The organism is Shewanella indica (assembly GCF_033842865.1).
GTDB classification, from domain to species: Bacteria; Pseudomonadota; Gammaproteobacteria; order Enterobacterales; family Shewanellaceae; genus Shewanella; species Shewanella indica.
In genome coordinates this window covers 3,756,989-3,783,313 of the sequence record NZ_JAWXXR010000001.1, presented here as the reverse complement: position 1 = coordinate 3,783,313, position 26,325 = coordinate 3,756,989, and the positions used below count along the sequence as shown (strand labels likewise).

General features: G+C 50.4%; 20 protein-coding genes and 1 tRNA gene. 14 read left to right on the top strand and 7 right to left on the bottom strand.

The window, feature by feature from the left end; genetic code table 11:
- Positions 1 to 26 precede the first annotated feature (26 nt).
- The gene (locus SIL79_RS16940) at positions 27 to 1,631 is read right to left on the bottom strand and encodes a Lon-insertion domain-containing protein (protein WP_144362196.1); all 1,605 of its coding nucleotides are present in this window, start codon (positions 1,629 to 1,631) and stop codon (positions 27 to 29) included.
- Between the two features lie 206 nt (positions 1,632 to 1,837).
- On the opposite strand from SIL79_RS16940, the gene SIL79_RS16935 reads away from it, so the two are divergent.
- Positions 1,838 to 1,928: transfer RNA gene (locus SIL79_RS16935), tRNA-Ser, on the top strand.
- Between the two features lie 988 nt (positions 1,929 to 2,916).
- On the top strand, positions 2,917 to 4,110 hold the full coding sequence (locus SIL79_RS16930) for an amino acid aminotransferase (protein ID WP_071476958.1): 1,194 nt from the start codon (positions 2,917 to 2,919) through the stop codon (positions 4,108 to 4,110).
- A 79-nt stretch (positions 4,111 to 4,189) separates the two neighbouring features.
- Here SIL79_RS16930 and yvcK read toward each other — a convergent pair whose 3' ends face one another.
- Positions 4,190 to 5,092, bottom strand: coding sequence for a uridine diphosphate-N-acetylglucosamine-binding protein YvcK (yvcK, locus tag SIL79_RS16925; protein ID WP_039035290.1), 903 nt, complete (start codon positions 5,090 to 5,092; stop codon positions 4,190 to 4,192).
- 148 nt (positions 5,093 to 5,240) lie between these two features.
- Between yvcK and SIL79_RS16920 the strand changes: the two genes are divergently transcribed.
- The gene (locus SIL79_RS16920; RefSeq protein WP_039035289.1) at positions 5,241 to 6,068 is read left to right on the top strand and encodes a glucosaminidase domain-containing protein; all 828 of its coding nucleotides are present in this window, start codon (positions 5,241 to 5,243) and stop codon (positions 6,066 to 6,068) included.
- Entirely contained in the window at positions 6,046 to 6,675 is a 630-nt protein-coding gene (locus tag SIL79_RS16915) for a DUF2987 domain-containing protein (RefSeq protein WP_039035288.1), read from the top strand. The genes SIL79_RS16920 and SIL79_RS16915 overlap by 23 nt, the downstream gene beginning before the upstream one ends.
- A gap of 158 nt (positions 6,676 to 6,833) precedes the next feature.
- Here the strand turns inward: SIL79_RS16915 and SIL79_RS16910 are convergent, their stop codons facing one another.
- Complete coding sequence (locus SIL79_RS16910) at positions 6,834 to 7,319, bottom strand: LabA-like NYN domain-containing protein (RefSeq protein ID WP_039035287.1); 486 nt, start codon at positions 7,317 to 7,319, stop codon at positions 6,834 to 6,836.
- 40 nt (positions 7,320 to 7,359) lie between these two features.
- Positions 7,360 to 7,830, bottom strand: coding sequence for a GNAT family N-acetyltransferase (locus SIL79_RS16905; RefSeq protein ID WP_144362212.1), 471 nt, complete (start codon positions 7,828 to 7,830; stop codon positions 7,360 to 7,362).
- A 497-nt stretch (positions 7,831 to 8,327) separates the two neighbouring features.
- Here SIL79_RS16905 and SIL79_RS16900 point away from each other — a divergent pair, with 497 nt between their 5' ends.
- Positions 8,328 to 10,550: a GGDEF/EAL domain-containing response regulator gene (locus SIL79_RS16900; RefSeq protein ID WP_162206389.1), complete on the top strand. Its 2,223-nt coding sequence runs from the start codon at positions 8,328 to 8,330 to the stop codon at positions 10,548 to 10,550.
- A gap of 110 nt (positions 10,551 to 10,660) precedes the next feature.
- Positions 10,661 to 12,502 (top strand): sensor histidine kinase, encoded by a 1,842-nt coding sequence (locus SIL79_RS16895; protein WP_162206388.1) that lies wholly within the window; start codon positions 10,661 to 10,663, stop codon positions 12,500 to 12,502.
- 269 nt (positions 12,503 to 12,771) lie between these two features.
- Here SIL79_RS16895 and SIL79_RS16890 read toward each other — a convergent pair whose 3' ends face one another.
- Complete coding sequence (locus SIL79_RS16890) at positions 12,772 to 13,029, bottom strand: GrxA family glutaredoxin (RefSeq protein WP_025009626.1); 258 nt, start codon at positions 13,027 to 13,029, stop codon at positions 12,772 to 12,774.
- Positions 13,030 to 13,079: 50 nt separating this feature from the next.
- Positions 13,080 to 14,828, bottom strand: a complete 1,749-nt coding sequence (locus tag SIL79_RS16885; RefSeq protein WP_039035303.1) for a DEAD/DEAH box helicase — start codon at positions 14,826 to 14,828, stop codon at positions 13,080 to 13,082.
- 365 nt (positions 14,829 to 15,193) lie between these two features.
- On the opposite strand from SIL79_RS16885, the gene pheS reads away from it, so the two are divergent.
- From pheS to lpxM, 4 genes are all read left to right on the top strand, one after another.
- Positions 15,194 to 16,174, top strand: coding sequence for a phenylalanine--tRNA ligase subunit alpha (gene pheS / locus SIL79_RS16880; RefSeq protein ID WP_039035284.1), 981 nt, complete (start codon positions 15,194 to 15,196; stop codon positions 16,172 to 16,174).
- Positions 16,175 to 16,189: 15 nt separating this feature from the next.
- Positions 16,190 to 18,577 (top strand): phenylalanine--tRNA ligase subunit beta, encoded by a 2,388-nt coding sequence (pheT, locus tag SIL79_RS16875; RefSeq protein WP_039035283.1) that lies wholly within the window; start codon positions 16,190 to 16,192, stop codon positions 18,575 to 18,577.
- A 3-nt stretch (positions 18,578 to 18,580) separates the two neighbouring features.
- The gene (ihfA, locus tag SIL79_RS16870) at positions 18,581 to 18,877 is read left to right on the top strand and encodes an integration host factor subunit alpha (RefSeq protein ID WP_025009628.1); all 297 of its coding nucleotides are present in this window, start codon (positions 18,581 to 18,583) and stop codon (positions 18,875 to 18,877) included.
- A 146-nt stretch (positions 18,878 to 19,023) separates the two neighbouring features.
- Positions 19,024 to 19,977, top strand: coding sequence for a lauroyl-Kdo(2)-lipid IV(A) myristoyltransferase (gene lpxM / locus SIL79_RS16865; RefSeq protein WP_039035282.1), 954 nt, complete (start codon positions 19,024 to 19,026; stop codon positions 19,975 to 19,977).
- Positions 19,978 to 20,136: 159 nt separating this feature from the next.
- Here the strand turns inward: lpxM and nikR are convergent, their stop codons facing one another.
- Positions 20,137 to 20,547: a nickel-responsive transcriptional regulator NikR gene (gene nikR, locus SIL79_RS16860; RefSeq protein ID WP_039035281.1), complete on the bottom strand. Its 411-nt coding sequence runs from the start codon at positions 20,545 to 20,547 to the stop codon at positions 20,137 to 20,139.
- Positions 20,548 to 21,189: 642 nt separating this feature from the next.
- Between nikR and SIL79_RS16855 the strand changes: the two genes are divergently transcribed.
- From SIL79_RS16855 to SIL79_RS16840, 4 genes are read left to right on the top strand one after another with little or no spacing between them, the layout of a single operon-like run.
- A complete protein-coding gene (locus SIL79_RS16855) occupies positions 21,190 to 22,698 on the top strand; it encodes an ABC transporter substrate-binding protein (protein ID WP_233962381.1) in 1,509 nt (502 codons plus the stop codon).
- On the top strand, positions 22,689 to 23,750 hold the full coding sequence (locus tag SIL79_RS16850) for an ABC transporter permease (protein WP_233962382.1): 1,062 nt from the start codon (positions 22,689 to 22,691) through the stop codon (positions 23,748 to 23,750). The genes SIL79_RS16855 and SIL79_RS16850 overlap by 10 nt, the downstream gene beginning before the upstream one ends.
- A complete protein-coding gene (locus SIL79_RS16845) occupies positions 23,747 to 25,612 on the top strand; it encodes an ATP-binding cassette domain-containing protein (RefSeq protein ID WP_082014331.1) in 1,866 nt (621 codons plus the stop codon). The genes SIL79_RS16850 and SIL79_RS16845 overlap by 4 nt, the downstream gene beginning before the upstream one ends.
- On the top strand, positions 25,609 to 26,316 hold the full coding sequence (locus SIL79_RS16840) for an ATP-binding cassette domain-containing protein (RefSeq protein ID WP_233962383.1): 708 nt from the start codon (positions 25,609 to 25,611) through the stop codon (positions 26,314 to 26,316). The genes SIL79_RS16845 and SIL79_RS16840 overlap by 4 nt, the downstream gene beginning before the upstream one ends.
- Positions 26,317 to 26,325 lie beyond the last annotated feature (9 nt).

Here is a 26,325-nt window from a genome sequence, read left to right as displayed (position 1 = left end):
TAAGCTAAACAACTCCGATCAGCTAGTTATTGATTAAAAAATGGCAATCTTGCCAGTAACCTCGCAAAATAGCCTGGTTCTTCATCAAGATTACCTGCCAATCTGTCCAGTCGTTGTTGAACCATGCCGTAAAGCGTGTCCTCTGGGAAGTTGTTGTCCTCGTCGGCTTCCCCGGCTTTTATTCCCATCAGCAGAGTGACGGCTTGGTCTACATGAGTGATTTCGTAGAGCTGGAATAATCCTTGTTCTACCGCTGTTATAACATCGGGTGTCAGGTTGAGTTGCTGCACATTGGACTTGGGCATAATTACTCCCTGGCTGCCGGTCAAGCCGCGCCTCGCGCAGAGTTTGAAGAAGCCTTCAATCTTCTCATTGACGCCCCCAATTGCCTGTACATTACCAAACTGATCCAGTGCGCCGGTTACCGCGAGTCCTTGGTCTATCGGCTGTTCGGTTATGGCCGAGATCAGGCTGCAGTATTCGGCGAGAGAGGCGCTGTCACCATCAATTTCCTGATAGGATTGCTCAAATACGATATTGGCATTGAGGTGCAAGGGTGCATCGCGGCCAAATACCCGATAGAGACACGCGGACAGGATCATCATTCCCTTGGCGTGGATATTACCCGCCAACTCAGATTTCCGCTCAATGTCAGCCACTTCACCATCTCCATAGTGCACCGATGCCGTTATCCTGGCCGGCTCGCCATAGCAATAATCCAAGGTGTCTATTACAGTCAGGCCGTTAATTTGCCCCACCATAGCGCCTTCAGTTGGCAAATAGATGAAGGCGTCATCAAGATTTTGTGCCGACTGCTGCTCTTGGGCGTTATGCCGTTGTTGGCGTTGTGCCAAGGCATGTTCAATGGCGTTGGCATCCAGCGCTTGTCCTTGGCTATAAAAAGTAGCTTCAGCGAACACTTGTGCCAAATCTGCGCTGGCGAGGCTCAAACGTTGTTGATGCTCTGTCAGGCGACTACTGTATCTGAGCAGAGGCAGTAAGGCCGACTCTGTCAACTGACAATGGCTGAGTTTTGCCAGTTCTGCCAACCAGACTACATAGTCATTGATAGCGACTTTTTGCAGGTCTACTTCAAATACCAGTTCGCCAAGCAGGGCAAATAACTCGCTAAATCTGCGTTCGTGGAACCTGAGTTCGCTGTAGAGCAGACTCGAGCCCACCAATACAACTTTGGCTTGAAGTGGCTGCCATTGCCCTTGAAGCTCGAAACCACCTTTTTCAATGGCATCTAATAATAGCTCCCATAAAGGCTCACGTTTCCACAGGGATTCGGCGCAGATAAAGAGTATTCCTGGCGTTGTGAGGGCACCCGGTTGCCTTTGTTGTTGACTATCCTGATGGCCGAGTAGCTGCGCCCGGGTGATGCGACCGCTCAAGTATTGCATCGGCATCTTGCTCTGGGCGCTCAGGGCTTTAAATAGCCAAACGCGGTGGATACCCTGGAAATCTGCCAGGAAAAGTTGTTGTCCTGATAAAGTTTGCAGCAGGCCAAAGGCCTCTATGACTCTTTCCTGTCCAAGTAATAGATCTGTCAGTTGGCTCGATGTGGGAAGCTGCAGATTGGAGTATTGAGGGGTAAGGGCCCCGGCCGGGATCAAGCTAGGCTTCATTGTGGCTCAAAGTCATTTAAAGATAAGCTGATTTTACCACAGGGGTGACGGAGCGGCATGGTAAATCTCCATTCTGGAGCGGCTTTTATTGTGCGATATGAGTTCCGTTTGAATCTTTCGGATGGCTGAGATTTGGGCATATGAACATATTTTTAGAAATAAGGGTTTACAACGGCTTAGGGAGCTTATAATATTTGCGCCGTTCCGGAGGGGTGGCAGAGTGGTTGAATGCACCGGTCTTGAAAACCGGCATGGGTTTATAGCCCATCCAGGGTTCAAATCCCTGCTCCTCCGCCATATTCAGAGAAGCCCGCTTGTGCAAACAGGCGGGCTTTTTCGTATCTGAGTTTTGATGATAGCGATTAGCTTGGCACCGCTGTGAGGGTTGCTGGGTTTATAGCGCCGTCATGCAGGGTTCAAATCCCTGCACCTTTGTCAGCTCCAGAGAAGCCCGCTTGTGCAAACAGGCGGGCTTTTTCGTATCTGAGTTTTGATGATAGCGATTAGCTTGGCACCGCTGTGAGGGTTGCTGGGTTTATAGCGCCGTCATGCAGGGTTCAAATCCCTGCACCTTTGTCAGCTCCAGAGAAGCCCGCTTGTGCAAACAGGCGGGCTTTTTCGTATCTGAGTTTTGATGATAGCGATTAGCTTGGCACCGCTTTGAGGGTTGCTGGGTTTATAGCGCCGTCATGCAGGGTTCAAATCCCTGCACCTTTGTCAGCTCCAGAGAAGCCCGCTTGTGCAAACAGGCGGGCTTTTTCGTATCTGAGTTTTGATGATAGCGATTAGCTTGGCACCGCTTTGAGGGTTGCTGGGTTTATAGCGCCGTCATGCAGGGTTCAAATCCCTGCACCTTTGCCAGATCCAGAGACGCCCGCTTGTGCAAACAGGCGGGCCTTTTCATGTGATTTCCATATTTTTATCCAAGCTACAAGCTAGTTGTTATTCTGAAGACCGTAGGGTTTTTAGCCCCAGGCATAAGGGCTGTCCCTGAGTATTTTTCGTCCTAGATTGATAATGATCAATTCAACTCGACCACTACAGGGGCTGGATTACAGAGGTTACAGTTTTTGATTATGGTTCTAAGTTGGTGTTACCGTTATCTCCACTCAATCAGCCCGCTATTTTCTTATCATATCCATGGCAAATCCCGCTTTCGAGTGAATATCCTTCAAGTAATAAATTAAATGGCTCAGAATCTGCCAAAGAGACTATAACCTGGGCGAGGACAATGGTATAAATGGAGCCGATTTGTCCCTACATGTCCAATTACAGGAAAGCTGTCATGATTTTTTCTCAGATTACCGCCGCGCCGGCCGATCCCATTCTTGGTTTAACTGAGGCTTTTAAAGCCGATCCCCGCACGGATAAAGTCAACCTGGGTGTTGGCATTTATAAGGATGAGGCTGGCCAGACCCCGGTACTCAAATCGGTCAAGTTGGCAGAAGCCAAGTTGCTCGAAGAGGAAAAGACCAAGAGCTATCTCGGTATCGAAGGGGTTGCCCTGTATAATCAAGCGGTTCAACAACTGCTATTCGGTAAAGATAGCGCCATAATCGCCGCTGGCCGGGCAGTAACGGCTCAGGCTCCGGGAGGTACAGGCTCATTGCGGGTCGCTGCCGAGTTTGTCCTTAGCAATACAGACAGCAAAACTATCTGGATCAGCAACCCAACCTGGGCCAATCATAAGAACATCTTCGAAACCGCCGGGCTTGAGATCAAAGAGTACAGTTATTATCAGGCAGAAACCCACGATCTCGACTTCGATGCCATGATGACAGATCTGCAACAGGCGACTGAGGGTGATCTTGTGCTGCTGCATGGCTGTTGCCACAACCCGACCGGTATCGATCTGAATATCAATCAATGGCAGCAAGTTGCCAAACTGTGTGCCGAAAACGGATTGGTGCCTCTGTTTGATTTTGCCTATCAGGGCTTTGGCACAGGAATTGAAGAAGATGCCCAAGGCCTCAGAGCTGTTGCCGCCATGGTGCCTGAGCTGCTGGTGGCCAACTCTTTCTCGAAAAACTTCGGGCTTTATAATGAACGTATCGGTGCCGTGACTCTGGTGGCCAAAGACAATGAGTGCGCTGCACGGGCTTTCAGTCAGGTTAAGCGCACCATTCGTGCCAACTACTCCAACCCGCCGGCTCATGGTGCCATGATTGTCAGTACTATTCTTAACGATAGTGAGCTCAATACGCTGTGGCAGCAAGAATTGACTGAAATGCGCCAGCGCATAGCTAGCATGAGAACCCTGTTCGTTGAGAGCCTCAAGGCCGAAGGCGTCGATCGCGACTTCAGCTTTATCTCCCGTCAAAATGGCATGTTTAGCTTCTCAGGACTTAACAAGGAACAAGTTGCCAAGCTGAAAGATGAGTTTGGCGTCTACATTGTCGGCTCTGGCCGTATTAGTGTTGCCGGGATGACCAAGAGTAATATGCCGGTTATTTGTAAGGCGATAGCCAAGGTGCTCTAAACCTGCTGGATTTTGCCAAAAACTTGATAAGGACAGCTTTTGCTGTCCTTTTTGCTGTTTGGCTATAGTTTATCGTTATTCAAGCAATAAGTTTTTTCGGCTGTAAAGTCTGTACCAAAGCGTTGACCAAGGCGTCTCTGTCGTGACAACCACTCTGGAGTGGATCGGCCAGCGGCGAGCGATAAATTAATCCGTCCTGATATGGTTGGCCATGACACAGTACAGCATCGATACGCCCTGCGCCTATCAGTTGCTGACACCAATTCAACTTTGCCTCCAAACTCAGCTCTCCGGCCACTGATGCCTCAGGTTTCAGATTATCGATAAATACCACTCTGGCTTGACTGTATTTAATCGCTGTTGCCAGCTCTGGCAATAACAAAGGTGGCATCAGGCTGGTGAGAAAACTGCCCGGGCTTAGAATAATCAGTTCGGCTACATTCAGCGCCGCTATGGCCTCTTCTGTGGCTTTGACCATAGGTTCAAGATTCATCGCCACCGGGCGCTCAGCCATGCTGTCGACCTCCAGCTCACCGAACACTTTGCTCCCTGAGGCGTCAAGCGCCAGCAAGTGAGTAGGGTGTTCAGACATGGGATATAGGCGGGTGTCAATTTTAAGTAGGCCGCGGATAAGATTAATCGCTTCGAGGGGCCTGACACAGAGCTGATCCAATGCTGCCAGGATAAGGTTGCCCAGGTTATGACCATTGAGTTCATCCTGGCTATCGAATCTGTATTCAAATAATAAGGAACCGACAGAGGGTTTATGCGCCAGTTGGCTGAGACAATTACGTAGATCGCCCCAGGCGATACAGTCATTACTGTTTCTTAATCTGCCTGTGCTGCCGCCGTTATCTGTGGTCGCAACTATGCCTGTTAGTCGATCGCCGAGAAAAGCCAGGGATGATAGGACTCTTCCTAACCCATGGCCTCCACCAATAGCAACAACTTGCTGATATTGACTGAATAACTGCCTTTGCATAGCTGATCCTTGCCGTCGCTTTGAACTTGAACATTCTACACCAATGCTGCATAAGAGTCAGAGAGCTATTTTGTGAAAAGTGATATCTGACATATAATGCGGAAATTTTCCCCTTAACTTTTGGGTAACCGGCAAAAGGAAAGACTGATTGAAAACCGGAAAACTTGGCTCATTTACCCTGGCTTTGGCTTTGGTAATACTGTCGGTATTGGCACTTAGGGTGTACCTGATACCTAGTTTGAAAACTGCCGAGCAGAGTTCAGCACCACTGATAAAGAACCAATTGGGTATCAGCTTGATCCCAGATTTCAGCAGCATAGGTAATGTCAGCGATAAGAAGCAGGCGTTTTTTGACTTCTTGCGTCCGGCGGTGCAAAAGCAAAATAGCATTATCGCTGAGGAGCGTAAATTTCTCGAACAGGTGCAAAAGCACTTGCAAAACCAACATCAGCTTAATGATGCCGAGCAATATCGTATTCAGCGTCTGGCAGAAAAGTATCAATATGCCATGCGTGCTATCGATAGCGACAGCATCAATAAATTGCTGCGTCGGGTTGATGTGATCCCGGAATCTATGGTGCTTATCCAGGCAGCCAACGAAACCGGCTGGGGCAGTTCTCGGTTTGCCCGTGAAGGACTCAATTTTTTTGGTCAGTGGTGTTTCAAAAAAGGTTGCGGTTTGGTTCCACAGTCGCGCTCTGAAGGCATGTCCCATGAAGTGGCCGTATTCAAATCGGTCGACGACTCAGTAGCTTCTTATATGCGTAATCTTAATTCCAATGCAGCCTATTCTTTGTTTCGTTCCATACGTGCCGATCTCCGTAGTCAACAGGAACCCCTGACGGCAGAGAAGTTGGTTTATGGCCTGGTAAACTATTCGGAGCGCCAGGAAGCCTACATTGACGAATTATTGGATATGCTGCGTCACAACGAAGAATATTTGGTGGAAAACCATGTCGAAAAAACTGCTGTTTAGTACGTTATTGTTGCTGTCCCCCTCTTTGATGGCCAGTCAGGTGTCTTTGAACTATGCCGACTTTTACGCGCGGATGAAAGTGATGAATAAAGGCAATTATCCACTTATTGATCTGGCTTTTACGGTTCCTGAAACCGAAAACTGTCAATTAAAAAATGGCAGTATCAGCACAGAAACTGAACGTTTTCCTCTGACATTTGATGCCAGTCAGAGGTTGTTTATTCCCTTCGATGAAAAGCTCAAGGGTGCCAGAGCCCTGATTAACCTTGAGTTGGCTGGAGATGGGCAAGGCTGCGGCATTGGTATGCAGCTCAGGGGTCGTACTCCCAAACAGGAGTACAGCGGCGATGAACTGAGAGACATCAGTAATCAAATGAATGAAGCCCTGAAGCAGATGCAAGGATTTCCGATGAAGTATTTTGCCAAGCCTATTTCAGGTCTTAATATTGAATTTACCGGCAGTGAAAATGGTGCTTGGCTCGATGGGCGCTATCAAACGCTGGGTAAGCGCTACGAACTCAGTAATGAGGAACTCAGCCAAATTGAAGTAGTAAAATTTGACTCGGCTCCTGCAGTGATCAGCCCATGGGTCATGCGAGACAACTAACTACTTGCCTTTTATTCAGATGAGTTTCCAAGGCTGGTTATCATTTGGAATGATGTTGCTGGCAGTTTGCTGACGCTCGAGTCGCCTCACTAGATGAGACTAGGTCTGGCTTACTGCCAACGTTCTAGCTATTTATCTGCCAGGTTGCTTGCCCATTTTCATTTGAGTAACAAATCATCGTCAATGGGACAGAAGTCGCTGGCGGCATTGAGCAGGAGCATCGAGGTTAATTCAGTAACGGAATAGATTTCAACTCGTTTGCCTTTTTGACGTAGCTTTTCGGCTAACAAGGCGAAATCACCGTCCCCGGAAACCAGTGCCACAATGTCCACAGCATCGGCATATTCCAACGCATCTATGGTTATTCCCACATCCCAATCACCTTTGGCTGTTCCATCAGCGCGTTGGATAAAGGGCTTCAACTTCACCTCAAAGCCAATGGCCCGCAGGATATTTTGAAACTCGCGCTGTTTTTTATCACCTCTGTCTATAGCGTAGGCAAATGCTCTCACCAGCTGTTTCTGATCAGTGACTTTGGACCAAAGCCGGTTGTAGTCCAGGTTTCGCCCGAAAACTTGTTTGGTGGTGTAGTAGATGTTTTGAACATCGGCCAAGAGAAGCACTCTACTGGGCTGATCTTTCATTGTTTCCGTTCCTTATTTTATGAACTCTGTCTCCCTTGACCTATGGCGGGGGAAAGCTCTTTTTTGTGCAAGTACTTAAGTCGTTTAAACTTGTTAGTTGCATGTTGTATTCTTTGTGTCCTGTATAAGGACAGGTTTGTTCGCCAATTATCACAGCGCCCTTGTGCCGGTAAAAATTGACACTGGCTTGGTTGTCACAATAGACGTTCAGCGTCAACCGCTCTCTTTGTTGCCTGGCATGTTCAAGTAAATGACCGCCGATCCCTAACCCTTGCATTTCGGGTTTAACAAATAACGCTGCCAACTTGTCCTCATAGAGAGAGTAGAAGCCAAGCACTTGGGTACCATGCTGATAGAGATAATTTTCTGCCGCAGGAATATAAAATTGGCGCATGTTATCCAACTGTTCTTGCCAAAATGTTGCGGCAATAAAATGATGGGCATCGATAGAGGCTGTTAGCCAGATCTTCAATACAGTTGGCATGTCTTCCATTGTAAATGCGCGGATCATATGACGTCCTTGTGGATGACTGGGCAAAATAGAGGATTAACGGGCTTTACTGCCTCACCGGACAGGCTACAAATCCTAAATAACGTGCAGGGTAACAAAGTAGGTTGAATAAAAAAATGATAAGGCGCTCAGAGTGCAGCTTTGGTTCTTGTCGGTTAACAAGCTTATGGGCATTTGACAATAATTTGAAGTTGTTGAGTTCAAGGATAACGCAGCAGATAAAAAAATTTACACTGTTATTCCGTTGGTTAACCGGCACTAAGCCAAAAGTGGATTACACTTTAAATCAAACATAGCGTACTGTATTGAAAAGGGCTTAATGCCGAATTGAACTGTAACAGCTTTAGCATTAAATGAGCTGGATTGTAGACTCGGGAGGAACTAAACCGAGAGCTAAACCGAGAGTTAAACCGTGCTGAGTACCGGGCAGGGAAATGGTCTCCTGCTGGTTTTGTCCCAAAGCAAGTGTGGACAAAGTGACTGAGGGATTAGTAACTATGCTAGATGATTTACTGTTTTCATCTGAAACATCACCGGAAGAAACTCATCAACGCGACGCCATGTGGCGTATTTTGGCGGTGGATGATGATGTCAAATTCCAGAATTCGCTGAGTTTTGCCATTAATAAAATGACATTAATGGGACGTCCCCTTGAACTCATACAAGCCTACAGCATGGCAGAGGCATCCAGCTTATTGGGAAAAGATGCCGACTTTGCTGTGGTGTTGGTTGATGTCGTGATGGAAACCGAAGATGCCGGTCTCAGGTTAGTCAAAGCTGTGCGGGATTTGCTGGGAATATCCGATACCCGTTTCGTACTCTTGACCGGCCAGCCAGGAATGGCGCCGGTCGAATCTGTGATGCAGGATTATGACTTGTCTGATTATGTGCTCAAGTCAGATCTCGCCAACCGTGGGATACGCAATATACTCACAGGTGCAGTACGTAATTATCATCATCTCAAGACTATTTCTTCTGCTCGTCGTGGTTTGCAGCTCATTGTGGAGTCCAGCAATCGTTTGCTGGGGCTGAGGACGCTTACGCAGATAGCCTCTGTGACTTTGAGTGAAATTGCTAATCTCATCAATGTCGCCGACGAAGGCTTGGTTTGTGTTAATCGCGGCCCCCACGCAATGGATAGCTCTGGTCAGGAGATCTATGAACCCTTGACCATAGCCTGTAGTGGTCGTTTTCGTCAGTATATTAATCGTGCCTTGAGGGAATTGCCGGATCCGACTATTCAATCCATGGTTGAGCAGGCACTCAGGGAAAAACGTTTTGTCAGTACCGATGAAAGTCAGGTGCTATTTTTCCCCAAATCGGCAGCACTGGCTGAGTTTGCCATCTATGTGGCTACTAACCGCACGCTGGATGATACCGAGATGGAGTTGCTTAAAGTCTTTGCGGCCAATGTTTCCAAAGGTTTTGGCAATGTAGCCTTGATTAGCCGGCTGGATAAAGTGGCTTATCAGGATGAGTTGTTGAGTATTCCCAACCGCAGTGCACTGCTGCGTGAATTGTCCAGGTTGCAGGCCATGTCCAGCGCTGATGCCCATAACCTGCTGCTACTGGATCTCGATCATTTTTCCGGGCTTAACAATTTATTTGGCTGTGTATTCGGTAATCAGGTATTACAGGCTGTGGCTCAAAGGTTACAGGAGGCATTTCCTCAACCGATAGTCATAGGAAGACTACACTCGGATCTGTTTGCCATTATCGGCCATAAAGAACAGGTCAATATTGACAAGGCCCAAAAGGTGTTTGGTGCACCCTTTGAAATTGATAATAGTCGCCATATTCTGACCGCCTGTATGACTGAAGTCTCTTTGGCTATCAGTCGTGGACAGGATCCCGCGGAGTTGTTACGAACAGCCGGTACAGGGCTGAGAAATGCCAAGTCCAGAGGCCCCGGCAGCATACAGGCGTTTGACCCTGAATTTGAACATCAAGCGGCACACAGGTTCAAATTGATGCAGCGTTTACATAGCGCGATTCAACGTCAGGAGTTTGTGTTGCATTACCAGCCACAGATAGACCTCAATACTGGTGAGGTTGTTGGGGTTGAGGCTTTATTACGCTGGCAGACCGAAGAGGGTATGGTGCCACCCGGCACCTTTATTCCGCTGGCGGAACAGTCGTCCTACATTCACGGGATAGGCGACATAGTAGTTGCTTTGTCCTGTCAGGCCGTGCATGCACTCGATCTGGCGGGGTTTAGCGATATTCTGATCAGCGTCAATTATTCCGCCCGGCAACTGGATAAGCCGGATGTTTTAGACAGGCTCAAACAACAATGTCGTCTGGCCGGGGTGGAGCCGAGCCGACTGTGTTTGGAAGTCACTGAAACCGCTATGATGCAGTCTTTTCAACAGGTCGCCAATATTCTCCAGCGTCACCGAACTTCGGGAGGTACAGTGGCGATAGATGACTTCGGCACAGGTCTTTCATCACTCGAATATTTGCTGCAACTGCCTGCCGATCACCTGAAGATAGATATGACTTTTGTCGCCAGGTTGGATGAAGATGAACGCAGTCGCTTCCTGGCATCAATGATTATTGAATTGGGAAGGCGACTGAATATTTCGGTTGTTGCCGAAGGGGTTGAGACTCACAGCCAGGCTAATTGGCTCAGAGAACATGGTTGCCACATAGGTCAAGGATGGTTGTATGGAAAGGCCATGCCATTGGATGAGTTATTGCAATGGCTCAATAATCGCTGAATGGAATCTTGGTTATGTCGATAGATTTGCCCGAACAAGCTTTAATGGCACCGCCGAACTCTGAGGGCGTATCTTTAGGACGAACAAGGCGAAACTCTTGGCTGACTTGGGTGAGTTATTTGCTGCCCTGGTGGTTACTGGTGCCCCTTGGAAGCTGGCTTATGTATCACTATGCCTCTCAATGGCAGATAGATCAGGTGCGTTATGCCCAGCAGGAACTGGTAGATAGAGATACTCTGGTACTCGGCGCCACGCTTACCAGAGTTCATCAGGACGTCAGTTTACTATCACAGATGACCGCATCGGTATTAGCTGATAACAGGCTTGGTGATACTGAACAGCTGGAATTATTGCAGCGTCTATTTGTTGACTTCAGCAGCGCCTATCCCAGCTATATGCAAGTGCGCTGGATTGGAAATTCCGGCGTTGAGCGGGTGAGGGTTGACTATAGAGATAATCAAAGGCGAGTTGTCGCTGCAGATGCATTACAGGATAAATCATCGCGCTATTATGTCATTGAGGCCAAGCGTTTGGCTTCGGGGGCGGTTTATTATTCTCCTTTCGATCTCAATATCGAAGCCGGTAAAATAGAGATCCCCTATCGACCCACCTTACGTGCTGCTACCAAGGTAATGGATAGTAACGGCAAGGAGCTCGGGCTGGCACTATTGAACCTGGATGGCAGTGGTTTACTTGAACGTTTGCGCCAATCCGGTAAGACGATGTTGCTGAATGCTGAAGGCTATTGGTTGCTGTCAACTTTGGGTCACAGAGAGTGGGGTTTTATGTTCGACGCTCCTGAACAGCGCCTGGCAGTTGTCCATCCTGAAGTTTGGCGGCGTATACAACAGGAACAACAAGGGCAGTTTATCGATGAAACCGGGATGTGGACTTTCTCCCGCGTGGCGCCAATACTGAACGGTGACAGCAAGGTACCCATACTTTACACCCTATCCCATGATGAACAGCCACTGCTCATTCAAGCCAGATTAAAACGGCTCTACGCCGGCGTTGGTGCAGTAGTTTTTTTATGTATGACTTTGCTGGGAGCGTTTTTAGCGCGCTCCAACCTGCGTTTGGAAGACAAGGCTCATGAGTTACAGCAAAGTAACGCGGCGCTTGCAATGACGCTGGCTCAGTTGAAGGCATCGCAGCAGGAGTTGGTTCGTACCGAGAAATTATCATCTTTGGGTTTGATGGTGGCCGGGGTAGCTCACGAACTCAATACACCTATTGGTGCGGCAATGCTGTGTGTTACTGCACTCAATGACAGGCTAGGTGAACTCAAGCGGGATTATCACAACGGTACTATCAAACGCTCGCAACTGGAGGAATTTATTCAATACCAGGAGGAAGGTTTGACTCTGGCCGAACGCAATCTCAAACGCTCGGCACTGCTTATTCAACAGTTTCGTCAGGTAGCTGCCGACAGAGCTAATGCTGACCGGCAAGCCTTTTGGTTGCATGAGTTGGTGACGGACATTCTGGCGCTGAATCATGGTCAGTGGAAACACAGTCATCATAAGCTGACCACTGATATTCCCTCGGATATCCATATGCACAGTTATCCTGGACCTTTGGGGCAGGTACTTCAGAATCTGGTGCACAATGCACTCATCCATGCTTTTGAAGATACTGATCGGGGAGAGATCCATATCTGCGCCCGTAAACTTCAGCATAAGGTTGAGATCTGTGTGATGGATAATGGTGTCGGGATTGAAGATCAGGATCGTCAGCGAGTGTTTGACCCCTTTTATACTACCAAACGCAACAGCGGCGGCACCGGGCTTGGGCTACATATAGTGCATCATTTGACCACTGAAGTATTGGGGGGGAGCGTGCGGGTTTCAAGAGGAGTCAATGGTATAGGTACTTCGATGATTTTGCTGTTGCCGCTTGAGCAGGTCGATGGCAAATCGGAAAAGGCTGCTACCGGGAATATGGCTTCCTGAACAAGCTGCATAGATGCTGAGCTCTATGGCGCTTGAGAGTGCTTTAAAAACAAAATTGCTGTCTATCTACTCCTTGGCAAGCAAGACACTGACAACACCCGCTGGAACGAAACGGGCATACATAGTCACGGTGTTACTCGCAGTAGGTCGGCTTAACTGTTTGCTTTTGAAGTTGTCGTTCGATTGAGGCAGAAAAGGTTGGATGCAGGACGATACCCTTGCTTTTGAGCATAAAAGGTATCGTCCTTGATTGGGAAGTGTAACTTGGATTAAAGCAGGTTGTTTTCTCTGACGTAGGCTTCAAATTCAGTGCAGCCGCCGACGTGCTCTTTGTCGACAAAGATCTGCGGCACAGTCTCAACCGGCTTGCCTACGGTTTTTTCCAGATCGGCCTTGGTGATGCCTTCGGCGTGTATATCGACATACTTAAACTTGAAATCATCACGCTTCTCTGCCAGTTGCTCAGAAAGTTGCACTGCACGTACACAATATGGGCAACCTGGACGACCGAAAATAACTACAAACATATTGACTCCCATGGACTTGATTTGCAGCAGTTATACCACAGCTTAAAGGCCTATGCTAAGTTGCTTGATCCCAGGAATGATTTTTCGGTTTGAAACCTGCCTTGATAATCAAAGAAAGTTTGCAATAAATCCCAGCGCCGCGCCTGTTTTTTCAGCAGCAGCATGTCCGGTGCCCGAAACCGCGCCGCATCTTCGACAACTTGTTGTGGTTGGCTGTATTTCGGCAGATTCAGCCCGGGTGTTTTGCTGTGGGGATGGATAAAACAAGCAAACAGTGCCCGGCGTTGAGCACTGGTCTCCATTTTAAAATACTGGTTGAAGTCATTGCCGTCGTAATCCAGATACTGAACTCTGAGACGCCCCTCTTCGGCATGCAGCAACATTTGCTGCACTTTGAACAGGTGGTGATGCTGTTTTGACAACACCTCTTTGAGGCGTTTGTCCGGGTCGACCAGGGTCGATTGGCACTGGTGGCAAATCTTGGCAGCGATATCGTTTTCGGCGCCGCAATCCGGGCATGATTTGGCGCGATAGCGATAACTGCATTGATTATTGTCCTGCAACAGTCCCTGGCAGCGGCGGCCGAAGTGTTCGATGATGTCACCATCCTCATCCGTCTTGCCCCAGAAGATATTGGCAAAACCACACTCGGGGCAGGGAACCTGCACCGGCACCGAGTTTGCCGCTGGCTTGGGAGTGCCAACCTCGGGATAGAAGAGATCAAAGCCGCTGGCGGCATAATCTATGACCAGACAGTCCTGTTTGCCTTCGGCCAGTCTCAGGCCGCGGCCAACCATCTGTTGAAACAGGCTTACAGATGCCGTAGGCCGCATGATGGCAATAAGATCCACATGGGGCGCATCAAACCCTGTTGTGAGCACTGCTACATTGACCAGAAACTTAAGTTTCTGGGCTTTAAAGGCGCGGATGATGGCATCCCTTTGCTGCATCTCTGTGGTCGCTGTGATGAGCGCTGCCTGTTCGTCAGCCAGTAGTGTTAGCACTTCTTCGGCGTGACGCACTGTGGCTGCAAAAATAATCACCCCCTTGCGGGTGTTGGCCAGTTGTCTTAGCTGGTTAACAATGGCCTTGGTCGCGCGGCCATTGTGACTGAGCAGGGCATCGACCTTGGCCTCATCGTATTCTCCATTGCCGTTGCTCGGCAGGCTGCTGAAGTCATACTGAGCGCTCAGGCCATCGTAAAGCCTGGGCGGTGTCAGATAGCCCTGCTTAATGAGGGGCCTTAAGGGCAACTCGAAAATGCAGTCATCGAAAATCCCTCGGTCGGGATTACCAACCCGGCCGTGATAGTGGCGGCGATAGATAAATCCCAGTCCAAGGCGATAAGGGGTGGCCGTCAATCCCAGCAGCTTAAGTTTGGGGTTGTGGGATTTGAGGTGTTCAAGCAGTTGTTGATACTGGCTGTCTTGCTCAAGGCTCACTCTGTGGCACTCGTCTATGACTACCAGGGAGTAGTGGCTGTCAAAGGCTTCCAGGTTGCGCCCGGCGGATTGCACGCTGGCGACAACGGTTTTGCCTTGGGTGAGCTTTTGCCTCAGTCCGGCCGAGTAGATGCTGGCTTCATCGGTCAACAGAGCAACTTTTTCGGCGTTTTGGGCGACCAGCTCTTTGACATGGGTCAGTACCAGTATCTTGCCTTTGGCGATGCGGGCCAGCTCAGCAATCACCAAACTCTTGCCGGCTCCCGTGGGCAGCACTATCACAGCCGAGCCAGACTGAGCGCGGAAATAACGTACTGCAGCATCTACGGCTTGCTGCTGATAATCACGTAGGCGAATGCCGACCTTGGCGGTATCTTCTGCCTGAGTGTTTGTCGTCGCTTTCTGATCTGCTGGCTTTTTACTATCTGTGGACACTGAGTTGCGAAGAGGAGTTGACCGTGGGGCGAGCTTATCACAGACGCGCCAGGCTTCTGTGGTTTTCCGGGTTTGTTGGCGACTTTTTACCTTCGGACACCACAACTCATCCGCCTCAGGACATCAATGGTTAAAAAAAGCACTTTTTCTAGGCAATTCATTTGCTAAAATGCCTCATGACACTGGTCAAAGACTCGTGGCTAACGTAAAATTTCACGCTTTTACTGTTTTAATTCAAACAGACACCAAAATCGCCGCCTACGGGCCGGCATGCACTGGAAGAGAAGATGCAGCAGTTAACTGAGATCGTAGAACAGGCCTTAGCCGCCATCGAAGGGGCCAGTGATCTGAAAATCCTCGATGACATCCGCGTCGATTATCTTGGCAAGAAGGGCAAGATCACCGACATGATGAAGTTGATGGCGACCCTGAGTCCACAAGAAAAGCCCGCCTTCGGCCAGAAGGTCAACGAAGCCAAGCAAAAGGTACAGCAGTTCCTCAATCAGCGCATTGAAGGGCTGAAAGCCGCCGAGTTGGAACAGAAACTCCAGACAGAGAAAGTCGATGTCACCCTGCCGGGACGTCGCCTGGATAATGGTGGTTTACATCCGGTCACCCGTACCATAGAACGAATTGAAAGCTTTTTTGGTGAGTTGGGCTTTAGTGTCGTACAGGGGCCGGAAATCGAAGATGATTATCATAACTTCGATGCCTTGAATATTCCTGAGCATCATCCAGCTCGGGCTGATCACGATACTTTCTACTTCAATCCCAAGTTAGTGTTGCGTACCCAGACTTCAGGGGTGCAAATTCGCACCATGGAAGTGGAAAAACCGCCGTTGCGAATCATCTCTCCCGGCCGAGTCTATCGTAATGACTATGATATGACCCACACGCCTATGTTCCATCAGGTGGAAGGTCTGCTGGTGGACGAGAATGTAAACTTTGCCGAGCTGAAAGGCATTTTGCACGACTTCCTACGTAACTTCTTTGAAGAGGATTTGGAGATTCGTTTCCGTCCTTCATACTTCCCCTTTACCGAGCCGTCTGCCGAAGTGGATGTAAAAGGCAAGAATGGTTGGCTGGAAGTGCTCGGCTGCGGCATGGTTCACCCGAATGTGCTGCGCGGTGTGGGAGTCGATCCTGATAAATACTCCGGTTTTGCTTTTGGTATGGGTGTCGAGCGTCTGGCCATGTTGCGCTATGGTGTCAACGACCTGCGTGCCTTCTTCGAAAACGACCTGCGTTTTCTCAAGCAATTCAAATAACGGAGCTTTAGTATTATGAAATTCAGTGAATCCTGGCTTCGTGAGTGGGTTAACCCTGCGATTAGCCGTGACGAATTAACTCATCAAATCACCATGGCCGGCCTGGAAGTGGACGATGTCATTGCCGTAGCCGGTGACTTTTCCGGCGTGGTAGTGGGTGAGGTGGTTGAATGTGGTCAACACCCCGATGCCGACAAGCTGCGGGTTACCAAGGTCAATGTCGGTGGCGAAGAGCTGCTGGATATTGTTTGCGGCGCCCCTAACTGCCGTCAGGGACTCAAGGTTGCCGTGGCCGTTGTCGGTGCTGTGCTGCCTGGCGACTTCAAGATCAAGAAAGCCAAACTGCGTGGACAAGCTTCACACGGCATGCTGTGCTCTTATGGCGAGTTGGGCATAGATATTGAAAGCGACGGCATCATTGAACTGCCGCTGGAGGCGCCTATTGGTACAGATATTCGCGAATATCTGCAGCTCGATGACGTGATTATCGATGTGGATCTTACCGCTAACCGCGCCGATTGCCTGGGTATGGTGGGACTGGCCCGCGAAGTGGGCGTGCTCAACCGACTGAACGTGACCGAGCCAAGTTGGGAAGCCGCCAGTGTCAGTAGTGAGCGTACAGTTGAAATAGAGGTCGCCAACCCGGAAGCCTGTCCAAGATATTTGGGCCGGGTTATCAGTAATGTCAATGTCAAGGCGCAAACGCCTGATTGGATGGTGGAAAAGCTGCGCCGTAGCGGTATTCGTTCTATAGACCCTATCGTGGATATCACCAACTATGTGTTGGTTGAGTTCGGCCAGCCGATGCATGCTTTCGATTTGGACAAGATTGACGGCAGTATCAAGGTACGCCTGGGTAACGGTGAAGAGAAACTGACTCTGCTCGATGGCAACGAAATTACTGTGCCAGCCGATACCCTGGTGATTGCCGATAACAGCCAGGCATTGGCCCTGGCCGGTGTCTTCGGTGGTGAGGTTTCCGGTGTCAGCGAGCAAACCCGCGATATCATGCTTGAGTGTGCTTTCTTCGCGCCGCTGGCTATCATGGGCAAGGCCCGTCGTCTTGGATTGCACACCGACTCTTCGCATCGCTTTGAGCGCGGTGTTGATCCAGAGCTGCAGCATAAAGCCATGGACAGAGCCACCCGTTTGGTGCTGGATATCTGTGGCGGCGAAGCCGGTCCTGTGGTTGAAGCCAAGAGCGAAGCGCATCTGCCAAAGGCTGCCGACATTAAACTGCGCCGCAGCAAACTGGACAAACTGCTCGGACATCATATCGATGACACAGATGTTGAACAAATTCTGACCCGATTGGGCTTCCAAGTTGTAAAACAGGGCAGTGACTGGCAGGTGAAAACCGCCACTTACCGTTTCGACATGGCAATTGAAGAAGATCTTATTGAAGAAGTTGCCCGGATTTACGGCTATAACAACATTCCGAACACAGCCCCGCTGGCGCGTCTGTCTATGACAGATCATAAAGAGTCGGATCTTAAATTGAGCCGGGTAAGAGCTTTGTTGGTGGCACGGGGTTTCCAGGAGGCCGTCACATACAGCTTTGTGGATCCCAAGCTGCAAAAACTGGTTCACCCTGACAGCGACGCTATGGTATTGCCTAACCCGATTTCCAGTGAAATGTCGGCCATGCGCCTGTCCATGTTCACCGGATTGCTGAATGCCGTGGGTTACAACCAGGCCCGTCAGCAGGCTCGTGTACGCCTGTTTGAGACAGGTTTACGCTTTATTCCTGATGTACAAGCAGAATCCGGCGTAAGACAACAAACCATGCTGGGCGCGGTGATCGCCGGCCCCCAGAGCGATGAACACTGGAGCATGGAGTCGAAAACCGTTGATTTCTTCGATCTTAAAGGTGATTTAGAAGCCATTATTGGCTTGACAGTTTCCGAAGCTGAATTTAGTTTTAAAGGAGCGCAGCATCCGGCTATGCATCCGGGGCAATGTGCTGAAATATTGAGAAATGATCGGGTCATAGGCTATATAGGTGCAGTCCATCCCAGCCTCGAGAAGCCTTTTGGGCTGAATGGCAAAACCATAGTTTTTGAGCTGGAATTGGACGCCTTGCTGCAGGCTAAATTGCCGCAAGCCCAGGCTGTGTCTAAGTTTCCAGCCAATCGCCGCGATATCGCCATAGTGGTTGATGAAGAAGTCGCCGCAGGTGAAGTGATGACGCTGATAAGAAAAGTTGGCGAAAATCAGTTGGTTGGCTTAAACTTGTTCGATGTATACCGAGGTAAAGGTGTAGAGCAGGGCAAAAAGAGTCTGGCGATCGCACTTACGTTACAAGATAACACTCGTACACTTGAGGAAAAAGAGATTGCTGAGATGGTTGATACAGTGGTTTCTGCACTCAAGTCTGAGTTCAACGCATCGTTGAGGGATTAAAGTATGGCACTTACCAAGGCCGAAATGGCAGAGCATCTTTTTGAAACGCTTGGTATTAACAAGCGGGTAGCAAAAGAGATGGTTGAAGCGTTTTTCGAAGAGATCCGAACCGCGCTTGAAAATGGTGAGCAGGTCAAGTTATCTGGCTTTGGCAACTTTGACCTTAGGGATAAGAATCAAAGACCGGGAAGGAATCCCAAAACAGGTCAGGATATCCCAATTTCTGCCCGCCGGGTGGTGACATTCCGTCCGGGACAGAAACTGAAGAGTCGCGTAGAAGCCGCTAACAAAGGCAAATAACTGCTCGGTCAGTAATTTAGAACAGGGAAGCCGCTCCTGTGGGTGGCTTCCCTGTTTGTGTCTGTAGAAAGTGCTTCTACCCTGCTGTGTCGCATTTTTAATGCCTGGTTTGGCATTGCATTGGGATTAAACCCAGGGGTTAAACCTTGTCAAATACACCTTCCAAGCCTAAGAAAGGCAAATACTTCGATAGGCGCTTCCGTTGGTCATTGCTGCACCCCAGGTTTTGGGGGAGTTGGTTGGCGATAGGCGTACTGGTTCTGTTTGGTCTCTTGCCTGCTCTCATTAGAGATCCTATTGCCCGTGGGTTGTCGCGTTTGGTCAAACGTGTCGCTCATAAACCGATAAGTGTAGCCAGAGCCAACCTTAAAGCCTGTTTCCCCGATAAGAGTGAGCAGGAAATCGAGCAGTTGCTGGAACGCAACACCGAAGCTTTTGTAATGACACTGCTGGCACAATCTGAGCTTATCTTGATGCCGAGCTCCTATATACGCAAAAGAGTCAAGGTTGAGGGAGAAGAGCATATTGCCTCTGCCCGTGAAGCCGGGCAGCCGATTATCTTTATCATGCCTCACGTTTGGGGCATAGAGTATGCCGGCCTAAGACTCAATTTGGACTTGCCCATGGTGTCTATGGCCAAAGCGCATCGAAATGAATTGTTCAACTGGTTCAATAACCGGATGCGTAGTTCGCAAGGCGGCAATATCTATATGCGTGAAGCCGGGATCCGGGCCTTGTTGGCTGAGCTGAAACAGGGCAACAGTTTCTTCTATCTGCCGGATGAAGACTTAGGGCCGGAGCAGAGCGTATTTGCGCCATTTTTAGGGACTGTCAAGGCCACCTTGCCAGTGGTTGGCCGCTTGGCACAGGCAGGTAACGCCCAGGTGATGCCTGTGAAAATTGGTTATGATGACCAAGCCAGATGTTTTCGTTTGACGGTTATGCCGGCGATTGCCCCTGAGTCGATGCAAGGTAAGGAAAATGAAGCCATTGCATTAAACAAGGCCGTGGAGCAGGTGATTACCGCCTATCCCGAGCAATATATGTGGTTTCTTAAGGTGCTGCGTACCCGCCCGGAAGGTATGCCGTCTATCTATTGAATATCAACATAGGCTCGGATTACCAAGGAACTTAATATCATTACTTGCATTTAGACTTGTGTCTCATGCGGTCATTGCCATAGCGGGATAGCTGCTTATGGCAATGACTTTGCGTGCAATACCGGCAGGTTTGTGCTTGATGGTGGGCACTATGCAATATCAGATAATTCCGGCACGACTTAAACGCGCGAGATTAACCCCTTTCAGTACCGCTATTTGATTGACCAACTTATTTACTTCAAAAGCCTGACCTTTGAGGATAATGGTTTCCAAACACTTATGATGGTCTATGTGGACATGGGTACTGCAGAGCACGTGTACTAGATGATTGTGCTGGATTTCAATCAGCTTTTCCGACAAACCTCTCTGATGATGATCGAAAACCAAGGTCAGTACACCTACAACATCCTCTTTGCTGTTGTTCCATTGCTTATCAACTATCCTGTCGCGAAACAGATCGCGAATATATTCTGAACGTGATTGATAGCCTCGCTCGCGGCTATCATTTTCTATCTCTTCGAACAGTGATTGGGGTAGGGATACGGTAAAACGTTGAGTTTCATCTGTCATGACTGTTTCTTCAGAAAAACACTATTGGTTAGTAGAGCTTACACAAGCTTTGCCACAAAATGTCCTTTTCCATTTTCATTGGGTGTGATCTATAGCAAACTTTTTATCTTTGTTGGTTTTTTGTGCTGTTACACTGAAAGGAATCGGGGTAGTGTTACTAAAAATAAATAAGTAATATCGGCGGGTGGCGTTAGGTTCCGGTCGAACATAACACTGAAAATGCCTTGTGGGCGTTTAATAAACAAGCCTATTTAAGCAATCAAGAGAGCTTGATCATTTCCTGCTGCACCCATTGGTCGGATCCCTAGCTTATATGAATAGTTAGGGTTCGGCTCAAATGATCTGGTTATGCACTGAACTTGAATTGCGCTCTTCTCCTTGGCAAACCAACATACAAGTTAGTATCACTTTGCCGCGGAACCGCCATCATATCCGTCAATAAGTCTAAAAAATTTTAGCCAGGTTCGGGAGTTTCAGGTGTTGCTTTCATCTGCTTATATCAAATCCAAGAGCAAACCCATTTGCCGGTCCAAGCCGCAAAGGTCAGAAAAACTGACACAATCAAAACATGGGTCTAAGTCGACAATATCAACTACCGGATTGCTGTTACTGACTCTGTTGGCAGTAGCTTTGCCTTTCCAGTTGAAAGCGAATACGACCCCAGAGCCCTTGGTCATGGTGCTGGGTGCGGAGCCCGATGGTGGCTTTGACCCCATCCTAGGTTGGGGGCGCTACAATAATCCGCTCATTCAATCTGCCTTGCTGCGCCGCTCAGGCGGCGGCGAGTTTATCGGTGATATTGCCAGCGATTGGACCTTGAGCCCCGACAGGCTCAAATGGACAGTAACCCTGAGGCCTAATCTGCTGTTCAGTGACGGCAGTCCGCTCAACGCAGAGGATGTGGCTTTTACCTTTGAGCAGGCCAGAAATGCTGCCGGTATGCAGGATTTATCCAATTTGGTCAAGGTGGAACAAAAGTCTGAGCTGCAAGTCGAATTCACCCTCAAGCAGGCAGATATCGGTTTTATCGATACCTTGGCCGAGCTGGCGATAGTACCAAGCGACAGTTACGGCCCGGATTATGGTCAGCATCCCATAGGTTCGGGGCCCTATAAAATGCGCCGCTGGGATAAGGGGCAGCAGTTGATCCTGGAAGCTAACCCTAAATATCAGAGTGCCGATCCTGACAACCCGCTGCTGAAAAAGCCCTTTTTCGACAAATTGGTTATCGTCTTTGCCGACGAAGACAGCCGCTTTGCCATGCTCAGAACCGGGCAGTTGCAACTCTCGGCGCTGGCACCCAGATATGCCGATGCCCTGATGGCGCAGGGTAATTATCGCCTGTGGTCACAAACCAGCGTCGATAACCGCGGCATTGCCTGGCCGATGCGGGCGGAAGATAACCCGGTCACCAGTGAATTGGCGGTGCGCCAAGCCTTCGATATGGTGATCGACCGCCAGCAACTGGTCGATAATCTGCTGGGGGGCTACGCAAGACCGGCCTGGTCAATCGCCGATGACTTGCCATGGGGCGGCGCGGTTCCCGATTGGGCCGATTGGCAGATGAAGCAGCGTTTACTCAAAGCGTCAGAACTCTTGGCCAACGCCGGTTGGTTACCGGGAGCGGACGGCATTCGCGAAAAGAATGGGCAACGGCTGACATTCCCGCTCTACTATCTGGCCGGTGACAGCATACGTGAGCAGTTGGCGCTGGCCAGTGCCCAGATGGCCAGAATGGCTGGGTTCGAGGTGGAGCCCAAGGCGGACAGCTGGGAAAATATCTATCGGGTGATGCATCAGGCGCCGGTGCTCTTTGGCTTTGGCAGCCTTTCGGCCAATGAGATGGCGCTTGTCTACGACAGCCGCAATGCCGGTAAAGGCTATTTCAACTCCGGCTATTATGATAACCCGCTGGTCGATAAGGCGCTGGAAAAGGCTCGCGAGGCAGACTCTGTCGACAGTGCGATTGCATTCTGGAAACAGGCACAGCAACAGATAAGCCGGGATGTGCCCTGGAGTTGGTTGGTGAATCTGCAGCATCTGTATGCCGCCAACCCTTGTCTCGATTTGGGGCAACCCTTGGTGGAACCTCACGGTCATGGCTGGCCGATCACCAATAATATCAACCAGTGGCGCTGGCAATGTCCATGAAACCAATGTTGTCTGCCAACAAGCCGATAGTGGCGCAAAAGTGGTCGTCAGTTTGCTGGCGGGGAGCTTTGTTGCGGTCTCTGCGGCTGGCGCTGCTGTTGTTGCTTGCTTGTTTGCTGGCTTTTGTGCTCTTGTCCTTGTCGCCGCTCGATCCCTTAATTCACTATCTGGGCGGTAATCTGCTGGCGGTATCCGATGCCCAGCGCACCCAGATGATCCGCGAGCTAGGGTTGGACACTGGACTCTGGCAGCAGATCAGCAGTTACTTTTCCGCTCTGCTGAGTGGCGATATGGGTCAGAGTCTGGTGTTTCGCCAGAGCGTTTCCGAGGTGATTGCCGAGCGCTTGCCGCTATCCTTGCTGTTGATGGCGCTCTCCTGGGGACTGGCTCTGCTGCTCGGTTATGGCCTGGGACTGCTGTGTGCCATCACCGAAGGGAGTTTCTGCGATCGCTGGCTGAGACGCTTTGCCTGGCTGCTTTCGAGCATTCCGTCATTTTGGTTGGCAATGATAATGATAAGCCTGTTTTCTGTCACTCTGGCCTGGACACCCGTGTGCTGCGCTGCGCCGCTGGGGCTGAGTTTTACCGAGCAGAGCCTTGGCAGTATGTTGTTGCACCTCGCTTTGCCCTTGACTGTCCTGACGCTAAGCCAACTCTCACCCTTGGTGCTGCACACCCGGGAAAAGGTGCTGGATCTCTACCACAGCGAATATGTGGGATATGCCCAAAGTCACGGTAAAGGTCGTCTGGCGGTATTCAAGAAGCATATCTTTGCCAATAGTCTAAAGCCCGCGATAGTGCTGCACTTTGCTTCTTTTGCCGAGCTGTTCGGCGGCTCTATTCTCGCCGAAACCGTGTTTAATTTCCCCGGACTCGGTAGCGCCTTGGTCAAGGCCGGACTCGGTAACGATGCGCCCTTGCTGATGGGGATTACCCTGTTTTCGGCGCTGTTTGTGTTTTGCGGTAACCTGGCCGCCGAGCTTATCAGCGCCAGATTGCAGCGTGGCAGGCTCAGTGGACTTTCGACTCATGCCACTGGAGTGCAGGCATGATGGGCGGATTAACGCTTTGCTTGAAAAGCCTTCAGGCCAAGGATGGCAGTCGCGTCGCCATCTGGTTTTGGCCGGTTTGCGGACTTTTCTTGCTGACGACACTATGCCTGCTATTTGGCAATCATGCCAGTGAGCTTAACCTGCTGGCCAAGAGTCAGGGGCCATCCTGGGCTCATCCCATGGGGACGGATTGGCTTGGGCGTGATATGGCCGAGCGTAGCGGCGCGGCCATGCTCAAAAGTCTGTGGATAGGCGCGCTGGCGGTACTGCTCAGCAGTTCGCTGGCACTGCTGCTGGCCTTGCTGGCGCAAACCGGCTCCAGGTGGCGTCAAGCTGTATTACTCGGTTGCGATCTCTGTATGTCACTGCCACATCTGTTGCTGCTGATCTTACTTGCGCTGGCCTTTGGTGGACAGGAATATGGGGTGATTGCGGCCCTGGCTTTGAGTCATTGGCCGAGACTGACCCGTTTACTCTTACTGGAAATGGATGAAATCCTGGCTCAGTCCTATGTCAGTCTGGCGCTGGGGTTTGGCGGCTCCAGGTTAAGCACCCGCATGCGCCACTTATGGCCTCATATCATGCCGCAGTGGCTGATTGGCGGGCTCAACTTGTTTCCGCACGCCTTGCTTCATGTCGCGGCGCTGAGCTTTCTTGGTTTTGGCCTCGACAGCAACGCGCCCTCCATAGGCGAACTGCTGGCTGAGGCCAATCGCTATCTGTTGCTTGGCCAATGGTGGCTGGCGCTGTTTCCCGGGATCTTGCTGCTGAGCTTTGTTTTGCTGTTGTCTAAGCTTGCCGAAAATCTGATCCAGTTTGCCAGAGACGGTATGGCTGCGCCTAAGTTACCGGGCACCAATGTCTTGAGATCTAAAGGTGATTTACTTTCCTCAAGCGATGTTAAACCCGTCGTCGCCATTCATACCCAAGTGACAGATTTAACGCTTAAGGATAGTAGTGGCAGAACCTTGCTGGATGGGCTCAATATTGAGGTGGTTCCAGGACAGGTTACTGCAGTGCTGGGTGAGAGCGGCGCCGGTAAGAGCTTGCTGGCGCTGGCTATCATGGGCTGTTTGCCAAAGGGGATAGTCATGCAATGCGCTGGTTTGATGCGGCCGCAAAAGACGGCGCTTTGCGCTCAGAGTACCCAGGTGCTGGACGCCAACATTAAGATAAGCGAATTGCTTGACTGGTACTGTGATGATGCCATGCGTCCTTACCGGCAGGCTCTGTATGACGAGCTGGGTATCACAGCGGAGATCTTGGCGGCTTATCCTCCCATGCTCTCCGGCGGTATGGCCCGGCGGGTATTACTGGCGCAGGCCCTATTGCAAGCGCCGGAACTATTGCTGGCCGATGAGCCTTGTTGCGGTCTGGATGAGCTTGCCGCCACTGAGCTTTACGCCTTACTCAACGACTTTGCCAGCGGCGCCTTGCAGCAGCGGCTGGGTTTAGACGCCAGCCCCAAGGCGGTACTGGTTATCAGTCATAACCTCAGGGCTGTGCTGGCCTTGGATGCCGAGCTGTATCTGCTGCGCCGCGGTCGGCTCACCGAGGTGACGGATAGCGCCAGTCTGCGAACGAGTATTGCCGGGCATAAGCCGGGAGATGAATATGAGAGTGACGGCTGCTATAGCCACACCTTGCTGGCGGCGTTGCCGGAAAACTGGCCTGCCGGCAGCTGTCGCTTGGCTGATGCTGAACCAAAGAGCGGGCCCAAGAGTCACCTCAATAGCCGGCTCGATAATCAAGCTGCCAGTCAACCCGTTGGCGAACCCGCTAGTCAACCAGCTGGTCAACAAAAGCCCCATGGTGACAGTCTGGATAGTTTCAGCAACTCGCCTTGTCGGAGGCGTGCATGAGTCTAAATTCTTTGCAAAAAAAGCCGGCTCAATCCGGCTCTGCCTTGGCGCTTGAAAGCGCGCCTTTGCCTTCTGAATCCTTATCGCCGCTGCTTTCACTCAGTGGTGGCTTGGCTTACCGGGGCAGCAAGGTGATTGAGCTGCCTGATATCGCTATTAATCGCGCCGAAATTCTCGGGATCTGGGGTGACAGTGGCTGCGGCAAGTCCACCATGGCCGCGATACTCACAGGCTTGATGCCGCTTACGGCGGGAAAGCTTGAGTGCAGTCAGGTGCTCAAGCAGGTTGGCGGCCGCCCTTCACCCATTCAGTGGGTTATTCAGCAGCCGGAGCAGGCGTTCAACCCCAGATTGACCCTGGCGCAATCCTTGAATGAGAGTTGGCAGGGGCGTGATTATGCTCATCTCTTGCCCATGCTCGGCGTGGCCGAGTCTGAATTCAGGCGCTGGTTGGCATCACGCCCCGGCGGCCTTTCCGGCGGTGAGCTGCAGAGGCTCAATATTTTAAGGGCTGTGGCGCCGGAAACCCGGCTGCTTATCTGTGATGAAATCACGGCCCAGCTCGATATGCTGAGTCAGCAAAGGCTTTGGCAGCAACTGTTGCAGATAGCCCGTGACAGGCAGTTGACCCTACTGGTGATCTCCCACGACAAACCTTTGCTCGGCGCGGTTTGCGACAGAGTACAGCCCTTTAAGCCGGTGTAAAATACGTAG